This is a genomic window from Streptosporangium sp. NPDC006013 (genome assembly GCF_040614275.1).
In the GTDB taxonomy this organism is placed as follows: Bacteria; Actinomycetota; Actinomycetes; order Streptosporangiales; family Streptosporangiaceae; genus Streptosporangium.
Window position 1 is genome coordinate 1 of the sequence record NZ_JBEXUE010000701.1, and the last position, 3,921, is coordinate 3,921.

2 protein-coding genes are annotated in these 3,921 nt (G+C 69.7%); both read left to right on the forward strand.

Translation table 11 applies throughout. The annotated features are described in order from the left end of the window. Positions 1 to 3,495, forward strand: a 3,495-nt coding sequence (locus tag ABZ260_RS48120) for an RHS repeat-associated core domain-containing protein (RefSeq protein ID WP_355631856.1), incomplete at its 5' end; no start/stop codon positions are given. Continuing rightward, on the forward strand, positions 3,488 to 3,921 hold a 434-nt coding region (locus tag ABZ260_RS48125; protein WP_355631859.1), incomplete at its 3' end, for a hypothetical protein. The genes ABZ260_RS48120 and ABZ260_RS48125, both read left to right, overlap by 8 nt.

The window sequence follows — 3,921 nt, forward strand, 5'->3', positions numbered from 1 at the left end:
TGCTCGGTCACGCCCGACCGGTCCAAACACGTGATCGAGGACGGGCGCTCCTTCTACGACAACGGGGCCTTCGGCGCGGCGCCGACCAGGGGAGAGGTCACCAGGGTCGAGAAGATCGCGAGCCACAACGGCACCACCGCGACGTACGTCCCCACCGAGATCTCCACCTACGACTCCTACGGCCGCGAACTCACCACGAAGGACGCCGCGGGCAACGTCACGACCGTCGCCTACACCGACACCGCGGGCCTGGCCACGCTGGTGAAGACCACCGGACCGCCGGTGAAGCCCGGTGACGCCGGCACGGCCCACGTCACGAGCGAGGAGCGCGACCCGGCCTTCGGCTTCGAGACGGTCAAACTGGACGCCAACAGCAAGCGGACCGACCTGGAGTACGACGCGCTGGGCCGCCTGCTCAAGGTGTGGATGGCAGACCGCTCCAAGGCGTCCGGGCAGACACCGAACCTGGAGTTCAGCTACCGGGTGACCGACGGTCAGATCATCGCGATCGGCACGAGGCGGCTGACCGCCGAGGGCGGCCAGACCGAGCCCACCTACGAGCTGTACGACGGCAGGCTGCGGCTGCGCCAGACCCAGGACCCGGGGCCGGACGGCGGGCGGCTGATCTCCGACAAGCTCTACGACTCCCGGGGCAACGTCGCCCGCGAGTACGGGCAGTACTACTCGACCGGGGCGCCTTCGACGACCCTCTTCGGCGCCTTCGACGGCAACGTCGAGTCGCAGAAGGTCTTCGACTTCGACGGCCGCAACCGGGTGACCGTCGAGCGGTTCCTCGTCGGCAACGGCGAGACCCAGGAGAAATGGCGCACGACCACCTCCTACGCCGGGGGCCGGGTCACGGTGGACCCGCCGACCGGGGACACGCCGGTCACCACCTTCACCGACGCGCGCGACCACATCGTCGAGCTGCGCCAGTACCGGGGGGGCTCGCCGACCGGCGACTTCGACCGGACCCTCTACACCTACACCCCGCTGGGCAAGCTCGCCACGGTCAAGGACGCGGCGAACAACACCTGGACCCACCACTACGACCTGCGCGGCCGGGAGATCCGGGTGGACGACCCGGACAAGGGCACGACCAGGTCCGGCTACGACGACCTGGACCGGGTGACCTCCACCGAGGACGCCAGGGGCGCCAAGCTGTTCACGACCTACGACGCGCTCGGCCGCAAGACCGAGGTCCGTGAGGGGTCGGAGACCGGCACCGTCCTGACGGCGTGGACCTACGACACGGTCCGCAAGGGGCAGCTCTCCAGCTCCACCAGGAACGTGGCCGGCCAGGCGTACACCACGACCGTCAACGCCTACGACAACCTGGACCGGGCGATCCGGACCACGGTCACCATCCCCGGCACCGAGAAGGAGCTGGCGGGCAGCTACCAGTTCGACACCCGCTACAAGCTGGACGGCACGGTACAGTCCGCCACCTTCCCGGCCTCGGGCGGCCTGGCGGCCGAGACCGTCGTCTACTCCTACGACGAGCTGCGGCGGCCCACCGTCACCTCCGGGCTCACCTCCTACGTGACCAGGTCGATCCACAGCCTCACCGGCAAGCCCGAGCAGTACGAGCTCTCCACCGGAGGCAAGAAGGTCTGGCTGACCAACTCCTACGAGTACGGCACGCAGCGGCTGAAGTCGGCGCGGGTCGACCGCGAGGACGTCGCCGGGGTGGACCGCAACGCCAACTACACCTACGACGCGGCGGGCAACGTCACCGCGGTCTCCGACGTCTCCCGGTCCGGCACGGACACCCAGTGCTTCTCCTACGACTACCTGCGCAGGATGACCGAGGCGTGGACGCAGGGCACCCAGAGCTGCGCCACCGCACCGGCGGCGAACCTCGTCGGAGGTGTGGCACCGTACTGGCAGTCGTTCGGCTATGACGCGACGGGCAACAGGACCAGGGAGGTCGAACACGGCATCGGCGGGACCGCCGACACCCAGCGCCTCTACGGCTACCCGGCCCCCGGGGCCCCGCAACCGCACGCGCTGGCCTCGGTCACCCAGACCGGGGGCGCGGGCGCGCGCGTCGAGAGCTACGGCTACGACGCCACCGGCAACACGACCAGCCGCAAGACCGGCGCCGTCGACCAGAAGCTCGACTGGGACGTCGAGGGGCGGCTGAGCAAGGTCACCGACGGGGCCAAGGTCACCTCCTACCTCTACGACGCCGACGGCAACCGGCTGATCCGCAGGGAACCGGCCGCCACGACCCTGTACCTGCCGGGCATGGAACTCCGGCTGGACAACGCCACCACGAAGGTCGAGGCCACCAGGTACTACGTCCACGACACGGTCGCGGTCGCGGTCAGGACCACGGCGGGCGTGACCTTCCTGGCCAACGACCACAACGGCACCGGCGAGCTCGCGATCAACGCCACCACCCAGGCGGTCTCCCAGCGCCGCTTCAAGCCCTTCGGCCAGCTGCGGGGGGCGCCACCGGGGACATGGCCCTCGGAGAAGGGGTTCGTCGGTGGCACCGTCGACTCCTCCACGGGCCTGACACATCTGGGCGCCCGCGAGTACGACCCGGCGACCGGCCGTTTCATCAGCGTCGACCCGATCATCGACCCGCAGGACCCGCAGCAGATGAACGGGTACGCCTACGCGAACAACAACCCGGTCACCTTCACCGACCCGGACGGCAAGTTCTGGGGAAGCTGGATCGCCGCTCTGCTGGCGATCATCCGGGCACTGATGGCGCTGCTCAACAGCGGCGGCGGTGGCGGCAACAAGGGCGGCGGAGGCGGCGGAGGCGGTGGTGGCGGCGGCGCACCGCACCGCCCGGCGCCGAGCGGCGGCGTGACCACCTCCTACGGCAGCACCGTCAAGAACAACACCCTCAGCAGCGTCGATCCCCGCAAGTTCACGGCGCTGGGCTGGCTCGCCTACGGCTTCGGCGGCCCGTCCGACATGCTCAACACCTGGGGAACCAACGTCGCCGAGAACGGGCGCGTGATGGGCGGCATCTACGCCCTCAAGGCGGCGAGCTACCCGCAGGGCAACTGGAAGAGCAGCTGGTTCTGGAACGGGCTGCGCAAGTGGTACGACGCCAAGTCGGTCAGGGTGGAGGCGCGCGGCATCAAGTGGGGCGGCCGCCTGGCCAAGGCCGGAAAGTTCCTGGGCCGGTTCGGGCTGGTGACCACCTTCGCCGACGGCGCGCTGACCCAGTGGAACTCCGACAAGGGAAAGGACATCAACAAGGGCGAGAAAGCCCTGAGAGCCGGTATCCGCGGTGCCGCGGTGGCCGGCGGCGCCTATGCGGGTGCCACCATCGGGGCCGCGGCGTGCAGCCCCGGAGTGGTCCTCGCGGCGGTCTGCGGTGCGGCCGGTGCCTACATCGGAGGTATGGTCGGCGGAGTCGTCGGTGACACCGCCATCGCCGCCTACGACAAGATGCGAGATCCTGTGGTGAACACCGCCAAGTCCGTCGGTTCCGGGATCAAGAAGGGATGGAACAAACTCTTTGGATGAGACAGCCGTGCTGACGGGTTACCCGCACGCGCCGGTGTGGGCGGTGCTCGCCGCCGCCCTCATGGCGGTCCTCGGGTTCGTCAACCATCGCCGGTTCCGCGGGGCGGACGCGCAGAGCGCGTGGGCCGAGCGCTACTTCGACGAGGCCAAGCCGAAGGAGTGGCGCAACCTGCCCTTCGCCCAGTTCCCGGGGGCGATCATGTTCTCCCTCTGGGCGGTGATGCTGGCCTACACCTGGGTGTCCGGGCAGGAACTCCTCGACGCGCTCGCCGGGCTCGCCTTCTTCGGGTCCTTCGTCTTCGGCGGGGTCGCCGTCAAGCGGCTCTACCGGCCTCCGGCCAAGGCCAGGCCGGCCTGGCTGGTGGCCGAGGAGGCCGTCCGTCCCGCCCCGGGATACCTGGATCCCGAACCTGGGGAAGCTGATCC